Genomic DNA, 18,064 nt, shown 5'->3' on the forward strand with positions numbered 1-18,064 from the left:
GACGGCCCCCGTCCCCAGGAGTGTGCGTCATCAACGCGTCCAGCAGCCCTCCGGCCGGAGCGGCGGTCCACGGTCAGGCGACCGCCGTCGAGCTCGCCGGGATCACCAAGCGCTTTCCGGGCGTCGTGGCCAACCACGACATCCACCTCACCGTCCGCAAGGGCACCGTCCACGCCCTGGTCGGCGAGAACGGCGCCGGCAAGTCGACCCTGATGAAGATCCTCTACGGCATGCAGAAGCCGGACGAGGGCACCATCGCGATCCACGGCGAGAAGGTGAGCTTCTCGTCGCCCGCCGACGCCATCGTCCGCGGCATCGGCATGGTCCACCAGCACTTCATGCTCGCCGACAACCTCACCGTCCTCGAGAACGTCGTCCTCGGCAGTGAGAAGCTCTACGGCATCGGCGCGAAGGCCCGCCGCAAGATCAAGGAGCTCTCCGAGCGCTACGGCCTCGGCGTGCGCCCCGACGTCCTGGTCGAGGAGCTCGGCGTCGCCGCCCGCCAGCGCGTGGAGATCCTCAAGGTCCTCTACCGCGGCGCCACCACCCTGATTCTCGACGAGCCCACCGCCGTCCTCGTCCCGCAGGAGGTCGACGCCCTCTTCGACAACCTGCGCGAGCTCAAGGCCGAGGGCCTGTCGGTCATCTTCATCTCGCACAAGCTGGGCGAGGTCCTCTCCGTCGCCGACGAGATCACCGTGATCCGCCGCGGCACCACGGTCGGCACGGCCGTCCCCGCCGAGACGACCCCCCGGCAGCTCGCCGAGCTGATGGTGGGCAGCGAGCTGCCGACCCCCGAGACCGCCGAGTCCACGGTCACCGACCGCCCCGTCATCGCCGTCGACAAGCTGCGCCTGGCCGCCCCCGGCGGCAAGGCACTCCTCGACGACATCAGCTTCACCATCCACGAGGGCGAGGTCCTGGGCATCGCCGGCGTGGAGGGCAACGGCCAGACCGAACTGGTCGACGCCCTCATCGGCCTCCGGCACGCCGACTCCGGCGTCATCCGGCTGGCGGCCCAGGAGATCACCTCCTGGGCCACCCGCAAGCGCCGCGAGCAGGGCATCGGCTACATCCCCGAGGACCGCCACCGGCACGGCCTGCTCCTGGAGGCCCCCCTCTGGGAGAACCGCATCCTCGGCCACGTCACCGAGCGGCCCAACGCCAAGGGCGTCTGGCTGGACCCGAAGGGCGCCCAGGAGGACACCCGCCGCATCGTCACCGAGTACGACGTGCGCACCCCCGGCATCGACGTCACCGCGGCCTCCCTCTCCGGCGGCAACCAGCAGAAGCTGATCGTCGGCCGCGAGATGAGCCACAAGCCGCGCTTCCTGATCGCCGCCCACCCCACCCGCGGTGTGGACGTCGGCGCGCAGGCCGCCATCTGGGACCACATCCGCGAGGCCCGCCGCGAGGGCCTGGCCGTGCTGCTGATCTCCGCCGACCTGGACGAGCTCATCGGTCTGTCCGACACCCTCCGGGTGATCTACGACGGCAAGCTGGTCGCGGACGCCGACCCGGCCACCATCACCCCGGAGGAACTCGGCACCGCCATGACCGGCGCCGCCGAGGGCCACCTCGAGCACGAAGAGACCCCCGAGACCCCGGCCGACGCGTCCACGTCCGCCGAGTCTCCGGAAGACGAGGCCCGCTGATGAAGAAGTTCGACAAGGAGCGCGTGCTCCTCGCGGTGGCCGGGCCGGTCATCGCGCTCGCCGTGGCCTTCGTGCTGAGCGCGATCGTCCTGATCGCCTCCGGCAAGAACCCGGTCGAACCGTTCGCCCTCATGTTCGAGCAGGCCGGCTTCTCCGACATCCAGGTCCTGATCGTCAACCAGGCCTCGATGTACTACATCGCCGCCCTCGCGGTCGCCATCGGCTTCCGGATGAACCTGTTCAACATCGGCGTCGACGGCCAGTACCAGCTCGCCGCCATGATGGCCGCCGTCGTCGGCGCCCACGCGAACCTGCCGGCCGCCCTCCAGGTGCCGCTGCTGCTCCTGACCGCCGTGTTCACCGGCGCCTTCTGGTCCGGGATCGCCGGTGTCCTCAAGGTCACCCGCGGCGTCAGCGAGGTCGTGGCCACGATCATGCTCAACGCCATCGCCACCTCGCTGATCGTCTACATGTGGAAGCCGGACGTCTTCGGCGTCAAGGTCGGCAACAACAACACCACCGGCGAGATGTACGAGTCCGGCTGGATCCCCGGCATCGACATGGGCGCGGCCGGCGAGATCTACGGCCTGGTGATCCTCGCCGTCCTGCTCGGCATCGGCTACTGGATCGTCCTCAACCGCACCCGCTTCGGCTTCGACCTGCGCGCCTCCGGCGCCTCCGAGTCCGCCGCCGCGGCCAGCGGCGTCAGCCCCAGGCGCATGGTCCTCACCGCCATGCTGCTCTCCGGCGCCATCGCCGGACTCGCGGGCCTGCCGATCCTGCTCGGCGACACCCACACCTACAGCCTCAACTTCCCCACCGGCATCGGCTTCCTCGGCATCGGCATCGCCCTGCTCGGCCGCAACAGCCCGGTCGGCATCGCCTTCGCCGCCCTGCTGTGGGCCTGGCTCGACAAGGCCTCGCCCGAGCTGGACTTCCACGGCTACGACAAGGAGATCGCGGTCATCATGCAGGGCCTGATCGTCCTCTCGGTCGTCGTCTCCTACGAGGCCGTCCGCGAGTGGGGCCTGCGCCGCCAGCAGCGCCGGGTCGGCGCGGAGCTCGCCGCCGGTCACGTCCTCGGCGCCAACAACACCACGAAGGAGGTGGCCGGCCGATGACCGCTCCGACCACAGCGACCGACGTCAACCAGCCGTCGCTCGAGCACGCCCCGCCGGCCGGCCGCCGCATGTCGTGGCCCGTCCTGTGCCTCGTCATCGCCGGAGCCCTGGCGCTGACCTCGCTCGTCCGCCTCATCACCGGCGCCGACGGCATCACCAACGTCAGCCAGATGTCCACCGCCCTCCAGCTCGCCGTGCCCATCGGCCTCGCCGGCCTCGGCGGCCTGTGGGCCGAGCGCGCGGGCGTCGTCAACATCGGCCTCGAAGGCATGATGATCCTGGGCACCTGGTTCGGCGCCTGGGCCGGCTTCCAGTGGGGCCCGTGGACCGGCGTCCTCGTCGGCCTCATCGGCGGCGCGCTCGGCGGCCTGCTGCACGCGATCGTCACCGTCACCTTCAACGTGAACCACATCGTCTCCGGTGTGGCCATCAACATCCTCGCCCTCGGCGCCACCCGCTACCTCGCCCCGCTGGCCTTCGAGGGCCGCTCCGGCGGCTCCGCCAAGCAGTCCCCGGCGGTCGACTCCCTCGGCCACTTCACCGTGCCGGGTCTCTCCGACGGACTGAGCGACCTCAACGACAAGGGCTGGTTCTTCGTCTCCGACATCGCCGGCCTGCTCGGCGGACTGGTCACCAACGTCTCCTGGCTGACCCTGATCGCGGTCGCGCTCGTCCCCGCCACCTGGTGGATCCTGTGGCGCACGGCGTTCGGCCTGCGGCTGCGCTCCTGCGGCGAGAACCCGATCGCCGCCGAGTCCCTCGGCGTCAACGTCTACAAGTACAAGTACCTCGCCGTGATCATCTCCGGCGCCCTGGCCGGCCTCGGCGGAGTCTTCCTCTCCATCGTCGCCAACCCCTTCTACCTGGAGGGCCAGACCAGCGGCCGCGGCTACATCGGCCTCGCCGCGATGATCTTCGGCAACTGGATGCCGGGCGGCCTCGCCATCGGCGCCGGCCTGTTCGGCTACACCGACAGCCTCAACCTGCGCGGCGGCTCCGCCAACGTGCACGCCCTGCTGCTGCTCGGCGCGCTGCTGCTGGTCATCGGCGCGATCTGGCTGGCCGTCCGCAGGAAGTACGTCAACGCGGTGATCACCCTGGTCGTCGGCGCCCTCGTGTTCGCCTGGTACGCCGGCACCAACGAGGTCCCCAACCAGGTCGTCTCCGCCACGCCGTACGTCATCACCCTGGTGGTCCTCGCCCTCTCCGCCCAACGGCTGCGCATGCCGAAGGCGGACGGCATGCCGTACCGGAAGGGACAGGGGAAGTGACCGCGCCCGGCACCGACTGGGAGGCCCTGCGCACCCTGGCGCGGGAGGCCATGACCCACGCGTACGTCCCCTACTCCGGCTACCCGGTCGGCGTGGCGGCCCTGGTCGACGACGGACGCACGGTCTCCGGCTGCAACGTGGAGAACGCCTCGTACGGGCTCGGGCTGTGCGCCGAGTGCGGACTGGTCTCGGAGCTGCAGCGCACCGGGGGCGGCCGGCTGACGCACTTCACCTGCGTCGACGGAAACGGCGAGATCCTCGTCCCGTGCGGCCGCTGCCGCCAGCTGCTGTACGAGTTCGGCGGCCCCGGACTGCTGCTGGAGACCCCGGAGGGGATCCTGCCGCTCTCCGAGATGCTGCCCCAGGCCTTCGGCCCGCAGCACCTCACCAAGTAATGCCCCCGCGGCCCCCCCGGTACGACGGCCCGAACCGTCGTACCGAGGGGCCGCACCCTTCGCACTCCGGAAGGAACCCCCAGCCATGGCCATGGACGTCATCTCCGTCATCCGCACCAAGCGGGACCGCGGTGAACTCAGCGACGAGCAGATCGACTGGGTCATCGACGCGTACACCCGCGGGGAGGTGGCCGACGAGCAGATGTCGGCCCTCGCGATGGCGATCCTGCTCAACGGCATGAACCGGGGTGAGATCGCCCGCTGGACGGCCGCGATGATCGCCTCCGGCGAGCGCATGGACTTCTCCTCGCTGTCCCGCCCGACCGCCGACAAGCACTCCACCGGCGGCGTCGGCGACAAGATCACCCTGCCGCTCGCGCCGCTCGTCGCGGCCTGCGGGGCGGCCGTCCCCCAGCTCTCCGGCCGCGGCCTCGGCCACACCGGCGGCACCCTCGACAAGCTGGAGTCCATCCCCGGTTGGCGCGCCCTGCTCTCCAACGAGGAGATGCTGTCCGTGCTGGACGGCGCCGGCGCGGTGATCTGCGCGGCGGGCGACGGACTGGCCCCGGCCGACAAGAAGCTCTACGCGCTGCGCGACGTCACCGGCACGGTCGAGGCGATCCCGCTCATCGCCTCCTCGATCATGTCGAAGAAGATCGCCGAGGGCACCGGCTCCCTGGTCCTGGACGTGAAGGTCGGCACCGGCGCGTTCATGAAGACGATCGAGGACGCCCGCGAGCTGGCCCGCACGATGGTGGGCCTGGGCACCGACTCCGGAGTGCGGACGGTCGCCCTGCTCACCGACATGTCCACCCCGCTCGGCCTCACCGCGGGCAACGCCCTCGAGGTCCGTGAGTCCGTCGAGGTCCTGGCGGGCGGCGGCCCGGCGGACGTCGTCGAGCTGACCCTCGCCCTGGCCCGCGAGATGCTCGACGCGGCCGGACTGAAGGACGCCGACCCGGCGAAGGCCCTCGCCGACGGCTCCGCGATGGACGTCTGGCGCCGCATGATCGCGGCCCAGGGCGGCGACCCGGACGCGGAGCTGCCGGTGGCCCGCGAGCAGCACGTGGTCAAGGCTCCGTCCTCCGGCGTCCTGACCCGCCTCGACGCCTACGGCGTCGGCGTCGCCGCCTGGCGCCTCGGCGCGGGCCGCGCCCGCAAGGAGGACCCGGTCCAGGCGGGCGCCGGCGTGGAGCTCCACGCCAAGCCGGGCGACGAGGTCACGGAGGGCCAGCCCCTCCTGACCCTCCACACCGACACCCCGGACCGCTTCGACTACGCCCTCCAGGCAGTGGCCGGCTCCTACGACATCGCGCTCCCCGGCACGCACTTCGAGGCCACCCCGGTCGTCCGGGAACGCATCGCCTGACCTGCGGTTTCCCCTGATCGGATGAACGGGACCGGTGGACCCCTACCGGTCCCGTTCGGCATGCTGTACTCGGTGACGCACCGAAGGAGACCGCCATGAGCGCACTCACCGTGAGCCAGGACCCCGAGCAGAGCTGGGACGATCTCGTCCGGTTCTGGGAGGAAATGGAATGGCCCGAGGGTAGCAAGGTGGAGATCATCGAGGGGATCATCACCGTGTCACCCGCTCCCGCGTACCGTCACAACGTGATCGCGGCCCGCATCCAGCGCCGCCTCTACTCCGTGATCCCCGAGGACTGGGAGATCTTCCAGACCCTGGCCATCGCTGTGCCCTCGCGTCTGGGCATGCTCATCCCGGACCTCGTGGTCGCCCCGGTACGGGACCACACCGAGTCGGACTCCCACATCCCCGCCGCCCTCGCCGAGCTGGTCGTCGAGGTCACCTCGAAGTCCAACGCACGTCACGACCGCGTCAGCAAGCCCGCCGCCTACGCCACCGCAGGCATCCCGCTGTACCTCCTCGTCGACCGCTGGGCCCCCGACGGTCCGACCGCGACGCTCTACGGTGAACCGGAGGGCGACGTCTACCGCCCCTTGGCCACGGCGAAGTTCGGTGAGCCGCTCAAGCTCCCCGCCCCCTTCGGCCTCGTCATCGACACCAGCGAGTTCCCCGCGACCTGAGTCACCCGAGCAGCGCCGCCACCACCACCAGAACCGGGACCGACAGCACCGTCGACACGAGGATCGCCTCGCGGGCCAGTTTCTCGCCCACGCGGTAGCTGCTCGCGTAGGTGAAGAGGTTCTGGGCGGCCGGGAGGGCCGAGGTCACCACCACGTCCAGCAGATGCGCCCCGCGCAGGCCGAAGACGCCCACCGCCAGGACCCACGCGACCAGCGGCTGGCCCACCGCCTTCAGGCCCACGGCGAGCAGCACCGCGCCGCGGTCGCCGCCCCGCAGGGGCAGGGTGCTGCCGCGCAGCGAGATGCCGAACGCCAGGAGCACGGCGGGGACCGCCATGTTGCCGATCAGCTGCACCGGGTCCCAGACCGGCCCCGGTATCCCGATCCCGGCCGCCGACACCGCCACCCCCGCCAGTGACCCCACCGCGATCGGATTGCGCAGCGGCGTCAGCAGCCGCCGCCACAGCGGCTGCTTCTCGCCCGCCGTCGACAGGTCGAGGATCGTCAGCGCGACCGGCGTGACCCCGACCAGCTGGAACAGCAACACCGGCGCCACCAGCGAGGCGTCGCCCAGCACGTACACCGCGATCGGGATGCCGAGGTTTCCGGAGTTGACGTAGCTGGAGCACAGCGCGCCGATGGTGGTGCGTCCCACGCCCCAGCGGCGCGCGACGCCCACCGCGACGAAGACGCCCGCCACCGCCGCCGTGCTCAGCGCGGTGACCAGGAGCCGGCCGGAGAACACCACCGACAGATCGGCCCGCGCGAGGGTGGTGAACAGCAGCGCGGGCGACGCCACATGGAACGCCAGCTTGGTGAGGACCTCGCGGCCCTCCGCGCCGAGGTACCCCCGGCGGCCGATGACGTAGCCGACGCCGATGACGACGGCGATCACCAGGAACCCGCTCAGCACCCCCTGCACGGCAGCTCCCCGCGGACGCGAAAAGTACCGGACACCGTCGGCGGGGATGATCTATGGCGCATACACCCAACCCTCTGGGGAGGGGTGCGCTCCGGTCAATGTGATCCTTACGGCGCCGGTCCTCGCGATGAGTTACCCGCCGCTCTCCGGTCTACCGGTCGTGGACGCCATGACACCGCCCGTACTCGTGCTCAGCGGCCCTCTCACCGGGGACGAGGTGAGCGGGCCCTGCGACGCGCTGCGGACACTCCTGGAGGGCGGCGGGCCGGGCCGGGTGGTCGTGTGCGACGTGGCCGGTCTCGGGCCGCCCGGACTCGCCGCCGTGAACCTGCTGGCACGGCTCCAGCTCACCGCCCGCCGGTCCGGGGGCCGGATACGGCTGCGTGATCCCTCCGCGGCGCTATGCGCCCTGCTCGACCTGGTCGGACTCCGCTTCGAGACGGAGGGGCAGCCCGAACAGCGGGAACCACCGCTGGGTGTCCAGGAAGCAGTGGAAGCCCGTGATCCGGCCGTCTGAGATCTCCAGCACCTGGACCGCCCACGGCGTGAAACCGCCGGCCTCCGGGTCCGGCTTGTACTGGGCGAACCCCGGCATGCCGTTGACCTGCACCGGTACCAGCCGGGAACCCGCGCAGGGCGCGCCCAGCGTCGTCATGAAGCCCGTGATGTCGTCGGCGCCGGTCAGCCACAGGTCGAACGGCGGCATCGTCATGATGGCGTCCTCGTGCAGCAGCGCGGTCAGCGCGGACATGTCGTACCCCTCGAACGCCGCCACATAGCGGTCGAGCAGCTTCTTCTGCTCCTCGTCCAGGGGGTCGGAGACCGCCGCCCCGGCGCCCGGCTGCTGTCGCTCGGCGAGCGTCGCCCGGGCCCGCTGGAGCGCGCTGTTGACCGACGCGACGGAGGTGCCCAGCAGCTCGGCGACCTCGGCGGCCTTCCAGGCAAGCACCTCCCGCAGGATCAGCACCGCCCGCTGCTTGGCCGGCAGCTGCTGCAGCGCGGCCATGAACGCGAGCCGCACGGACTCCTTGGCGACCGCCGCCTCCGCCGGGTCGGCGGGGGTGGGCAGCACCCGGGAGTCGGGCATCGGCTCCAGCCAGGTGTTGTCCGGGCGGGGGGACAGCGCCGCCCGCGCCAGCGGGGTGGACTCCGTCAGGTCCATCGGGCGGGCGCGCTTGTTGCCCGCCGTCAGCATGTCCAGGCAGACGTTGGTCGCGATGCGGTAGAGCCAGGAGCGCAGGCTGGAGCGGCCCTCGAACTTGTCGAAGCTGCGCCACGCGCGGATCATCGTGTCCTGCACCGCGTCCTCCGCCTCGAAGGAGGAGCCCAGCATCCGGTAGCAGTATCCGGTCAGTTCGACCCGGTACTGCTCCAGCCTGGCGTCCAGGCCGGCCGTCGTCGCGGTGCCGTTCGTCATCGTCCACCCACCCCTGTGGCTTCTCCGTGGCGCACCATCGCACCCACCACTCCGGAAGCTACCGCAGCCCACTGACAACGGCCCGCCGAGTGGACGAAGGCGCAGGTCAACGGGTGTCATACCCGCCGGCCTGGAACCTCCCTCAGGCCGGCTGCACAGCCGCCCGCGCGGCCCGGGTACCCGCCAGGGTGATCACCGCGACGCCGGTCACCGCCACCAGGCCGACCGCGACCGTCCCGGCCCAGCCCCCGGCGTGGAACGCCACCGCGCCCACCGTGCTCCCCACGCTGGACCCGACGTAGTACGCGGACTGATAGAGGGCGGACGCCTGGGCCCGTCCCACCGTCGCGGTCTTCCCGACCGCCGACGACGCCACCGCGTGCCCGGCGAAGAACCCCGCCGTGATCAGCACGAGACCCAGCAGCACCATCGGCAGCGTCCCGCCCAGCGACAGCAGCAGTCCCGCCGCCGTCGTCGCGCCGCCCGCGTACAGCGCGCCCCGGCGGCCCAGCCGGCTGACCAGCCGCCCCGCCGCTGACGCCGAGACCGTGCCCACCAGGTACACCAGGAAGATCGAGCCGACGACGCCCTGCGGCAGCGAGAACGGCGCCTCCGTCAGCCGGTAGCCGATCACCGTGTAGACACCGCCGAACACCGTCATGAACAGCGCGCCGATCGCGTACAGCCGCCGCAGCAACGGATTGGCGAGGTGGTCCCGCACCGTCCGCACCAGCACACCCGGCCGCAGCGAGCCCGCCCGGAAGTGCCGGGGCGCCGGGAGCAGCAGCCGGAACGCCACCGCACACGCCACCGCGACCACGCCGATCGCCCCGACGGCGACCCGCCAGCCCCACTCCTGCGCCACCCAGCCGGTGATCACCCGGCCGCTCATCCCGCCGACGCTGTTGCCGGCCACGAACAGCCCGATCGCCGTCACCAGCGCCTTGGGCGTGACCTCCTCCGCGAGATACGCGGTCGCCGACGCCGGCAGTCCCGCCAGCGCCGCACCCTGCAGCGCCCGCAGCGCCACCAGCACGCCCAGCGAGGGCGCGAAGGGCACCAGCAGACCGAGGGTGACCGCGACGGCCAGGGACGCCGTCATGACCGTACGCCGTCCGAAGCGCTCCGACAGCGCGCTCATCGGCAGGACGAACAGCGCCAGACCACCGGTTGCCGCGGCCACCGTCCAGCTCGCGTCGCCCGCGCTCACGGCGAAGTCGCCGGAGATCAGCGGCAGCAGGGCCTGAGTGGAGTACAGCAGCGCGAAGGTCGCGACACCCGCGAGGAACAGGGCGAGACTCATCCGGCGGTAACCGGGTCCGCCCGGGGACATCCGGGACTCGGAGACGGCTCCGGGGGCGGGCTGGGGAGAAGGAACGGATGCGACGGCGCCCACGCTGGTGGACGCCCCGGTACTGGCGGGAGTCATGCCTCGAAGCTACGTACGCCCCCGCTCATCCGTCCAATGCATGGAATCGCCATAATCGTTCCCATGGCGCATCAGCAGAGGTCAGGCGGACGGCTGTCACGGACCGGTGACACACGAGACACGGACGACATGTCCCGGCTGCTGGCACCCCGGCTCGCCTACTTCGCCGGAGTCGCCCGGACCGAGCACGTCACCCGCGCCGCCCAGGAGATGGAGGTCCCGCAGTCCACCCTGTCCCGCGCGATGGTCCGCCTCGAGGAGGACCTGGGCGTCGACCTGTTCGCCCGCCACGGCCGCACGGTCTCCCTCACTCCCGCCGGCCGCGCCTTCCTCACCTCCGTCGAACGCGCCCTCGCCGAGATCGAACGCGCCGCCGACGAGGTGCGCGCCGACGCCGACCCCGCCACCGGCAAGGTCGCCTTCGGCTTCCTGCACACCATGGGCGCCGAGACCGTGCCCGGACTGCTGCACGCCTTCCGCGCCGACCACCCGCGCATCCGCTTCAGCCTCGTCCAGAACTACGGCGAGGCCATGCTGGAGGGCCTGCGCGCGGGCGAACTCGACCTGTGCCTGACCTCCCCGGTGCCCGACGCCCCCGACCTCGTCGCCCGCCGCCTCGACGAGCAGAAGCTGCGCCTGGTCGTCCCCGCCGACCACCGCCTCGCCGGCCGCCGCCGCATCCGCCTCGTCGAGGCCGCCGACGAGACCTTCGTGACCCTGGAGCCCGGCTACGGCCTGCGCCGCATCACCGACGACCTCTGCGCCCAGGCCGGGTTCAGACCCCGTATCGCCTTCGAGGGCGAGGAGGCCGAAACCCTGCGCGGCCTGGTGGCGGCGGGCCTGGGCGTGGCCCTCCTCCCGCCACCTCCCTTCCCCCGCCCGGGCGTGGTGGAACTGACGGTCACGGCCCCCAGGGCGGCGCGGGAGATCGGCGTCGCCTGGCTGGCCGGGCACCCCGACACACCTCCCGTGGCGGCGTTCAAGAAGTTCCTGCTGTCCAAGAGGGGCACACTGCTGCCCACCTGAGGAGCGGCCTCCCGCACGGGCCGGACGGCGGTCCCCCTGCGGCGCTACCGCCGCAGGGACCTGCCGAACCCCGCGGCCAACGGCATCCGCAACCCCAGCGGCGGAGGCGCCGCCAGGGCATCCTGCACGGGCCGCGAGAACGCCCGCCCGAACAGCGCCCCCATCACGAAGTCCTCGGACAGCGCAAGCACTTCGTCCCGGTACTGGCTCAAGCCGTGCCCGTCCGCGTGGACTTCGAACCGGCACACCTCCCGGTTCGCTTTCTTCGCCCGCGCCGCCAGCCGGAACGACAGCTCCGGATCGCTCCGCGCGTCATTCGTGCCGTGCACGATCAGCACCTGCCGCCCGGCGAGCTGCTTCACCGGTTCGGGTGGCGCCGCCACGTCATCGTCCGGCAGCCAGGGCGCCAGCGCCAGTACGGAGTTGACGGCCTCGTGGCCCGCCGCCCGGAGCGCGGCCCGGCCGCCCATGCCGACACCGGCGAGGCAGACGGGAACGTCCCCGTACCGCCGCACGGTCTCCTCCGCGGCCCACGCGGCATCGCGGGCGAGATGCGCCTCGCTGCCGTTCCAGCCCCGGTAGCGGTAGTGGACGACATGGGCGGCGAGGCTCTGCTCCCGGCCCGCGCGGGTGAGACGGCGCCCCAGGGCGCGCACGGAGGCGGCCGCCATCATGGGGGACGGTCTGCGGCTGGAGACCTCGTCGCCGCCGGGGAGCAGCAGCACCACGCCGCTCACCGCCGTCGGCTCCGGGCCGAGCGCCCTCCCCAGCCGGGCCGTGCGAACCGGCGTCGCTTGCTGTGCCATGACAGAACATTCTCAGAAGCGGCGGTGTACCAAACCCGTCCGTGCGGTCACCGTTGCGTATCGACGGGTTCGCGCCTCCGGGGATCTACGCGCGTAGGCGTTAGAGTGCCGCAATGACGAGCCAGACCATCGCGAACGCCCCCACGGCGGACCAGATCCGCCGGGCGCCCAAGGTTCTGCTGCACGACCACCTCGACGGCGGGCTGCGCCCCGGCACCGTCGTCGACCTGGCCGCCCGGAACGGGTACCTCCAGCTTCCCGAGACCGATCCCGACAAGCTCGCCCTGTGGTTCCGGGAGGCCGCCGACTCCGGCTCCCTGGAGCGGTACCTGGAGACGTTCTCGCACACCGTCGGCGTCATGCAGACCCGCGACGCGCTCGTCCGGGTCGCCGCCGAGTGCGCCGAGGACCTCGCCGAGGACGGCGTCGTCTACGCGGAGGTGCGGTACGCCCCCGAGCAGCACCTCGAAGGGGGACTGACCCTCGAAGAGGTCGTCGACGCGGTGAACGAGGGCTTCCGGCTGGGGGAGCGGCGCGCGCGGGAGAACGGCCACCGCATCCGGGTCGGCGCCCTGCTCACCGCGATGCGGCACGCGGCCCGCTCCCTGGAGATCGCCGAACTCGCCAACCGCTACCGGGACCAGGGCGTCGTCGGCTTCGACATCGCGGGCGCCGAGGCCGGCTACCCGCCCACCCGGCACCTCGACGCCTTCGAGTACCTGAAGCGGGAGAACAACCACTTCACCATCCACGCCGGCGAGGCGTTCGGACTGCCGTCCATCTGGCAGGCCCTGCAGTGGTGCGGCGCCGACCGGCTCGGACACGGCGTGCGCATCATCGACGACATCGAGGTCCGCGACGACGGCACGGTCGCACTCGGCCGGCTCGCCTCCTACGTCCGCGACAAGCGCGTCCCGCTGGAACTGTGCCCGAGCTCCAACCTGCAGACCGGTGCCGCCGCCTCGTACGCGGAGCACCCGATCGGGCTGCTGCGCCGGCTCCATTTCCGGGTCACGGTGAACACCGACAACCGTCTGATGTCCCACACCGGAATGAGCCGGGAATTCGAGCACCTGGTCGACGCGTTCGGTTACACGCTCGACGACATGCAGTGGTTCTCCGTCAATGCGATGAAGTCGGCGTTCATTCCTTTCGATGAACGACTGGCCATGATCAATGACGTGATCAAGCCCGGATATGCCGAACTGAAATCCGAATGGCTGTTCCGGCAGACCGCCTCCACCAGCGGTTCTCCGGATTCGGAGGACTGACGGAACGCGTCCGCGTGAAAAGCGGGTGCGGGAGCATTTCACAATCCGTCCGCATTTCGATGTTTGCGGCGGAAGGCGCGTCGTGTTTACGGTCGCAGCACCGCTCACTCCCCGTACCCCATTTCGAGGACGCATTTTCATGAAGCAGTCTGCTGTCAAGACCCTCGGTGTCGCCGCTCTGGGTGCCGCCTTCGCCGCCGCCGGCGCCGGCGCCGCCAACGCGGCCCCGGCCGTTCCGGACGCCGCCCCGGCGCTGGACACCGTCACCCGGGCCGTGCCGGCGGAGCAGGTGACCGGCGCGGTGCCGACCTCGGACCGGGCGCTGCAGGCGGGCCAGGAGCTGGCCGGCACCGGCCTGGCGACCGCCCAGCCGGTCGCCGAGCAGGCGGGCCCCCAGGTCCCCGCCTCCGGCCTCCTCGGCGGCCTGCCCGTGCGGGAACTGCCCACCCAGGGCAGCAACCTCAACGGACTCCCGCTGGGCTGACCCGCGCCTACGCCGATGGGGCGCACCCGGGATCCGGGCGCGCCCCATCCGCGTACTCAGGGAAGACGGCGCGAGGGCGTCACCAGGCGGCGCGTGTCTTGTCCTCCGAGGGCAGCAGGATCCACAGCGCTATGTAGAGCAGGAACTGCGGTCCCGGAAGCAGACACGACAGCAGGAAGATCACCCGCATCGTGGTGGCCGAGGTGCCGAAGCGCCGTGCCAGCGCGGCGCACACTCCGCCGATCATGCGGTCGTTGGTGGGGCGGGCGAGACGGCTGCTCATCTTCGGCTCCTCTTCGTGGGCTCGGTCGCCTACGGGGCGCCCCTTCGGCTCCCTCCCGGCCGGCGTGTGCGGACACTCGCCTTTCGCGGTCCTGGACGTGTCCGGTGACCGGTCCGGGGGCTCGCCGGGGTGGCGGGCTCGTGGGCGTTTCTTCCACCTTCCACGTTACGGAGACGAAGGGGGCAAAGCGTCGCTCCACGGGGCGATACCGACCCTGGGAATCGTCGGGGTCCTACCCTGAGCCGGCTCCTCCGGGAGACCGGCCGCGACGGACCGCCCGGCCCGCCGGAGCAGCCAGGCGCGCCCCGCCGGCACCACGGCCGCGTGCGCGAGCGCCGCTCCCGCCGTGTTCAGCAGCAGCGAGTCCACGTCCACCACCTGGCCCGGCACCGCCGTCTGCAGCAGTTCGACGGCCAGCGACACCAGCGCGGTCGCCGCCATGGTGCGGATCAGCGAACCCAGCCGCGACACGGCCAGCCGGCCCCCGGCCATCGGCAGCAGCACGCCCAGCGGCGCGAGCAGCGCCAGCCCCCCAGCGACCCGGCGGAGCCCCGTGGCCCAGCCCAGCGCGAAATCACCGCGGATGCCGTCCAGCGGACGCAGATTGGCGGGCATCACCCAGGGGACGTCCAACGGGCGCAGCGTGTACCAGGCGACGAACGCGAGATACGCGGCCAGGAGGAGACCCCCTGTCACATGGATACGGATCGCGGCGGTGCCGCCGATGAAGCCTTGACGCTGCACGACCCCCTAGACGCGGCGTTCGGCACGATCGGTTCCGGGATGTCACCCGTTCACCGGGTGAGGCATGCGCCACAGTGCGGGCTCAACCGCCGGTGACCTCCGAGGACGGCGGCTCCTCGTCGTCCGGACGGGACCGGACCTCGTCCGTGCACCGGTAGCGGCGCGGCCGGGTGTCGTCGGGGCCGCCCAGGATCACCGAGCCGTCGCCCTCCGCCGCGGCGGAGTCGGAGAAGGTGCACACGATCTGCGCGAGCCCGGCGGAGGTGAGGCTCCCCGGCGCGGCGCTCAGCCGCAGCGTGTCGTCCGGGTCTCCGGACCGGGGACCGCTCACGGTCGTCCCGTCCGGCACCCGGGTGGCGTACCCGGCCTGCTGCTCGGCGGCCGGCGGCTGCTGGGACAGCTCGTCCAGCAGCCCCTGCGCCACCAGCGCCCGCCGTGAGTCCGCCGCCCCTTCCGGCACCCGCACCGTCCGGTCGACGGCCACCAGCGACGACCCGCACAGCAGGAACACCCGCACCGGCAGTCCCCGCTGCGCCTGCGTCGACACCTCCGGCCCGGTCTGCGAGCAGCTCACCCGGGACGGGGCGGGACCGAAGTCGGTCGGCACCTCCGTGGCCCGTATCCCGCACCCGGCCAGCAGCGTCCCGAGCATCCCCACCGTCAGCAGCGCCGGCGCACGGCGTACCGCGGTGCGTCGTGTGCCGGTCCTTCGCGCCTTCACCGGGCGTCCTCCTCGGTGCCCTCGTCCCCGTTGTCACCGGTCTTCTCCGAGGCGTCGCGCGCGGACACGTCCCGCGGCAGCCGCAGGGTGAACACGGCACCGCCCTCCGGGGAGTTGGCCGCGGTGATCTCGCCGCCGTGGATATGGGCGTTCTCCAGCGCGATCGACAGGCCCAGGCCGCTGCCCTCGGAGCGCGGCCGTGACGCGCTCGCCTTGTAGAAGCGGTCGAAGACATGCGGCAGGACCTCCTCGGGGATGCCCGGCCCGTGGTCCCGCACCTCGATGACCACATCACCGCCGTCCCCGGCGCCCTCCGCGCCCTCCGCGGGGCACTCCCGCACCGCCACCCGCACGGGCGACCCGCCGTGCTTGAGCGCGTTGCCGATGAGGTTGGCCAGGATCACGTCCAGCCGGCGCGGGTCGATCCGCGCGTGGATGCCCCGCTCGGTGTCCAGGTCGACCGCGTCCAGCCAGGCGCGCGCGTCGATGCAGGCGGTGATCTGGTCGGCGACGTCGACGTCGTCCAGGACCAGCCGGGCGGTGCCCGCGTCGAAGCGGGTGACCTCCATCAGGTTCTCCACCAGGTCGTTCAGCCGCCGGGTCTCGCTCACCACCAGCCGTACCGCGGGCTCGACCATCGGGTCGATGCCGCCGCCCTCGGACTCCAGCTCCTCCTCCAGGACCTCGGTCACCGCCGTGATCGCGGTCAGCGGCGTACGCAGCTCATGGCTCATGTCCGCCACGAACCGCCGGGACGCCTCGTCGCGGCCGGCCATGTCCGCCACCCGCTTCTCCAGCGCCTCCGCCGCCTTGTTGAACGTCCGGGAGAGGTCCGCCAGTTCGTCGGTGCCCGACACCCTCAGCCGGGTGTCCAGCTTGCCCTCTCCGAGCCGCCGGGCGGCCGCCCCGAGCCGCTGCACCGGCTTCAGCACGGTCGTGGCGGCGGCGTGCGCGAGCAGCGCGGAACCTATCAGCGCCAGCGCGGTGGCGATCCCCAGCGACCAGGCCAGCGAGTTGAGGTCCTTGGCCTCCGGCTCCAGCGACTTCAGCATGTAGCCGGTCGGCCCGCCGCCGATCACCATGGACCCCGCCACCAGGTACGGGGTGTCGTCGTCGATGATCCGCTGCCAGTAGAGATGGTGGGGGGACTTGTTGGTCGAGGTGATCCTCTGCCGCTCGGTGACCGCCTCGCGCAGCGAGACCGGCACGTCCTGCAGCGAGAAGCCGTTCAGCCCGCCCGAACTGCCGTACACAGTCCGCCCGTCGGGGTTCTCGGCGACCAGCAGCACGGTGAAGCGCTGGCTGCTGTTCGCCATCTGCCCCGCCGTGCGCTGCAGTTCGTCCTGGGTCGGGTGCTCGGGCAGCGCGCCCGCCCGGTTGCGCATCTCCTGCTCGAAGTCGCGCAGCACCGCGTCCTGCGTACGGGTCAGCACCGACTCGCGGTTCAGCCAGTAGGCGATACCGGACGCGGAGACCGCGGCCGTGAGCGCCACCAGCCCGAACACCACGACCAGCCGCAGCCGCAGGCTCGTGAACCGCAGCCGTGACCACACTCCCCTGCGCGCGGCGGACCAGCCGCCGGTCCCCCCTTGGTGCTCCTGTGTCACTGAGGCGCGTCCAGCCGGTAGCCGACACCGCGCACCGTACGGATCAGGGTCGGGGAGGACGGCACGTCCTCGACCTTGGCGCGCAGCCGCTGGACACAGGCGTCCACCAGACGCGAGTCGCCCAGGTAGTCGTGCTCCCACACCAGCCGCAGCAACTGCTGCCGGGACAGCGCCTGCCCCGGCCGCCGGCTCAGCTCCAGCAGCAGCCGCAGCTCGGTCGGGGTGAGCTGGAGGTCCTCGCCGTTCTTCGTCACGGTCATCGCCGAACGGTCGATGACCAGACTGCCGAAGGTCGCCGAGTCGCTGGACTCCCGCTCCCCGCGCCGCAGCACCGCGCGGATACGGGCGTCCAGCACCCGGCCCTGCACGGGTTTGACGACGTAGTCGTCGGCGCCGGACTCCAGCCCGACCACCACGTCGATGTCGTCGTTGCGGGCGGTCAGCAGGATGATCGGCAGCTGGTCCGTGCGCCGGATGCGCCGGCACACCTCGAACCCGTCGATGCCGGGCAGCATCACATCCAGCACGATCAGATCCGGCCGCTGCTCGCGCAGCAGCTTCAGACCGTCCTCACCACTGGCAGCGGTCGCCACCCGGTGACCCTGGCGCGTCAGTGAGAGCTCCAGGGCCGTGCGGATGGCGTCGTCGTCCTCGATCAGCAACAGGGAAGGCACGGGCTCATTCTGGCCCATGGAGGCCTCCCTCTTCGACCCGTGGGCGGCAGATGCCCGTTGGGCCCGGATACGTGCCGCTACGTGCACGGACGCCTGTGAAGGATCTGTGGTCCCGCGGTGACCGACCCCTGTGACACGTCTGTGACAGTCGGCAGACACGGCCATGAAGGTCCCCCGGCAAGCTTTTCG

The 18,064-nt window shown here is 71.8% G+C and carries 19 protein-coding genes; 10 read left to right on the forward strand and 9 right to left on the reverse strand.

The window, feature by feature from the left end:
- Nucleotides 1-20: 20 nt before the first annotated feature.
- The 6 genes from CNQ36_RS22125 to CNQ36_RS22150 all read left to right on the forward strand — a co-directional run bounded on the left by CNQ36_RS22125 (nt 21) and on the right by CNQ36_RS22150 (nt 6,491).
- Nucleotides 21-1,655 carry an ABC transporter ATP-binding protein gene (locus CNQ36_RS22125; RefSeq protein WP_206278484.1) on the forward strand — a complete coding sequence of 545 codons (1,635 nt, stop codon included), beginning with the start codon at nt 21-23 and terminating at the stop codon, nt 1,653-1,655.
- Complete coding sequence (locus CNQ36_RS22130) at nt 1,655-2,776, forward strand: ABC transporter permease (RefSeq protein ID WP_121547262.1); 1,122 nt, start codon at nt 1,655-1,657, stop codon at nt 2,774-2,776. The genes CNQ36_RS22125 and CNQ36_RS22130 overlap by 1 nt, the downstream gene beginning before the upstream one ends.
- Entirely contained in the window at nt 2,773-4,047 is a 1,275-nt protein-coding gene (locus CNQ36_RS22135) for an ABC transporter permease (protein WP_121547263.1), read from the forward strand. Before CNQ36_RS22130 ends, CNQ36_RS22135 begins: the two co-directional genes overlap by 4 nt.
- Nucleotides 4,044-4,442: a cytidine deaminase gene (locus CNQ36_RS22140; RefSeq protein ID WP_121547264.1), complete on the forward strand. Its 399-nt coding sequence runs from the start codon at nt 4,044-4,046 to the stop codon at nt 4,440-4,442. Before CNQ36_RS22135 ends, CNQ36_RS22140 begins: the two co-directional genes overlap by 4 nt.
- Before the next feature lie 91 nt (nt 4,443-4,533).
- Entirely contained in the window at nt 4,534-5,811 is a 1,278-nt protein-coding gene (locus tag CNQ36_RS22145) for a thymidine phosphorylase (protein ID WP_186363290.1), read from the forward strand.
- A 95-nt stretch (nt 5,812-5,906) separates the two neighbouring features.
- Nucleotides 5,907-6,491: a Uma2 family endonuclease gene (locus CNQ36_RS22150; protein WP_121547265.1), complete on the forward strand. Its 585-nt coding sequence runs from the start codon at nt 5,907-5,909 to the stop codon at nt 6,489-6,491.
- Between the two features lies 1 nt (nt 6,492).
- On the opposite strand, the gene CNQ36_RS22155 is transcribed toward CNQ36_RS22150, so the two are convergent.
- Nucleotides 6,493-7,413: an AEC family transporter gene (locus CNQ36_RS22155; protein WP_121547266.1), complete on the reverse strand. Its 921-nt coding sequence runs from the start codon at nt 7,411-7,413 to the stop codon at nt 6,493-6,495.
- A 127-nt stretch (nt 7,414-7,540) separates the two neighbouring features.
- Here CNQ36_RS22155 and CNQ36_RS22160 point away from each other — a divergent pair, with 127 nt between their 5' ends.
- Nucleotides 7,541-7,930 (forward strand): STAS domain-containing protein, encoded by a 390-nt coding sequence (locus CNQ36_RS22160; protein ID WP_121547267.1) that lies wholly within the window; start codon nt 7,541-7,543, stop codon nt 7,928-7,930.
- Here the strand turns inward: CNQ36_RS22160 and CNQ36_RS22165 are convergent.
- Both CNQ36_RS22165 and CNQ36_RS22170 read right to left on the reverse strand, forming a co-directional pair.
- Complete coding sequence (locus CNQ36_RS22165; protein WP_121547268.1) at nt 7,814-8,830, reverse strand: sigma-70 family RNA polymerase sigma factor; 1,017 nt, start codon at nt 8,828-8,830, stop codon at nt 7,814-7,816. The two genes, CNQ36_RS22160 and CNQ36_RS22165, sit on opposite strands and share 117 nt — an antisense overlap.
- Nucleotides 8,831-8,972: 142 nt before the next feature.
- Nucleotides 8,973-10,259 (reverse strand): MFS transporter, encoded by a 1,287-nt coding sequence (locus CNQ36_RS22170; RefSeq protein ID WP_121547269.1) that lies wholly within the window; start codon nt 10,257-10,259, stop codon nt 8,973-8,975.
- Nucleotides 10,260-10,322: 63 nt separating this feature from the next.
- Here CNQ36_RS22170 and CNQ36_RS22175 point away from each other — a divergent pair, with 63 nt between their 5' ends.
- Complete coding sequence (locus tag CNQ36_RS22175) at nt 10,323-11,285, forward strand: LysR family transcriptional regulator (RefSeq protein WP_121547270.1); 963 nt, start codon at nt 10,323-10,325, stop codon at nt 11,283-11,285.
- Nucleotides 11,286-11,329: 44 nt separating this feature from the next.
- Here the strand turns inward: CNQ36_RS22175 and CNQ36_RS22180 are convergent, their stop codons facing one another.
- Entirely contained in the window at nt 11,330-12,091 is a 762-nt protein-coding gene (locus tag CNQ36_RS22180; RefSeq protein WP_121547271.1) for an alpha/beta hydrolase, read from the reverse strand.
- 113 nt (nt 12,092-12,204) lie between these two features.
- Between CNQ36_RS22180 and CNQ36_RS22185 the strand changes: the two genes are divergently transcribed.
- Together CNQ36_RS22185 and CNQ36_RS22190 are read left to right on the forward strand one after the other, a co-directional pair.
- Nucleotides 12,205-13,362: an adenosine deaminase gene (locus CNQ36_RS22185; protein WP_121547272.1), complete on the forward strand. Its 1,158-nt coding sequence runs from the start codon at nt 12,205-12,207 to the stop codon at nt 13,360-13,362.
- A 139-nt stretch (nt 13,363-13,501) separates the two neighbouring features.
- Entirely contained in the window at nt 13,502-13,846 is a 345-nt protein-coding gene (locus CNQ36_RS22190; protein WP_040906281.1) for a hypothetical protein, read from the forward strand.
- Between the two features lie 79 nt (nt 13,847-13,925).
- On the opposite strand, the gene CNQ36_RS22195 is transcribed toward CNQ36_RS22190, so the two are convergent.
- The 5 genes from CNQ36_RS22195 to afsQ1 all read right to left on the reverse strand — a co-directional run bounded on the left by CNQ36_RS22195 (nt 13,926) and on the right by afsQ1 (nt 17,875).
- On the reverse strand, nt 13,926-14,129 hold the full coding sequence (locus tag CNQ36_RS22195; protein WP_121547273.1) for a PspC domain-containing protein: 204 nt from the start codon (nt 14,127-14,129) through the stop codon (nt 13,926-13,928).
- A 165-nt stretch (nt 14,130-14,294) separates the two neighbouring features.
- A complete protein-coding gene (locus CNQ36_RS22200; protein ID WP_121547274.1) occupies nt 14,295-14,873 on the reverse strand; it encodes a VanZ family protein in 579 nt (192 codons plus the stop codon).
- A gap of 82 nt (nt 14,874-14,955) precedes the next feature.
- Nucleotides 14,956-15,594 (reverse strand): hypothetical protein, encoded by a 639-nt coding sequence (locus tag CNQ36_RS22205; protein ID WP_121547275.1) that lies wholly within the window; start codon nt 15,592-15,594, stop codon nt 14,956-14,958.
- Nucleotides 15,591-17,201 carry a sensor histidine kinase gene (locus tag CNQ36_RS22210; RefSeq protein WP_121547276.1) on the reverse strand — a complete coding sequence of 537 codons (1,611 nt, stop codon included), beginning with the start codon at nt 17,199-17,201 and terminating at the stop codon, nt 15,591-15,593. Before CNQ36_RS22210 ends, CNQ36_RS22205 begins: the two co-directional genes overlap by 4 nt.
- Nucleotides 17,198-17,875 carry a two-component system response regulator AfsQ1 gene (afsQ1, locus tag CNQ36_RS22215; protein ID WP_030830243.1) on the reverse strand — a complete coding sequence of 226 codons (678 nt, stop codon included), beginning with the start codon at nt 17,873-17,875 and terminating at the stop codon, nt 17,198-17,200. The genes CNQ36_RS22210 and afsQ1 overlap by 4 nt, the downstream gene beginning before the upstream one ends.
- Nucleotides 17,876-18,064: the final 189 nt, after the last annotated feature.

The sequence above is a fragment of the Streptomyces fungicidicus genome (assembly GCF_003665435.1).
GTDB lineage: Bacteria > Actinomycetota > Actinomycetes > Streptomycetales > Streptomycetaceae > Streptomyces > Streptomyces fungicidicus.